1 protein-coding gene is annotated in these 252 nt (G+C 48.0%); it reads left to right on the plus strand.

What is annotated here, in order from left to right:
* The coding region (locus CWC11_RS21785) for a tyrosine-type recombinase/integrase (RefSeq protein WP_171038518.1) at positions 1–252 on the plus strand (252 nt) is incomplete at both ends.

The following is a 252-nucleotide window of genomic DNA, read 5'->3' on the forward strand; positions in this document are numbered from 1 at the left end:
AGAGATTTTATTTATATTGGTTGCGAGAAAAACAAATCGCGCAGTCTCCACTGGATACTATTGCGCAACCCAAAACAACCCCGTCGCTGCCAAAAACCTTGTCAGAGCAAGAAGTTGAGGCCTTGCTAAATGCTCCTGATTGTGACGACCCTATGGGGCTGAGAGATAAGGCAATGCTCGAGCTATTGTATGCCACGGGGTTGCGCGTGACTGAGTTAGTCGGGCTAAGAATGGAGCAAGTCAACATGAGAC

The sequence above is a fragment of the Pseudoalteromonas sp. S3178 genome (genome assembly GCF_005886985.1).
Lineage (GTDB): Bacteria > Pseudomonadota > Gammaproteobacteria > Enterobacterales > Alteromonadaceae > Pseudoalteromonas > Pseudoalteromonas carrageenovora.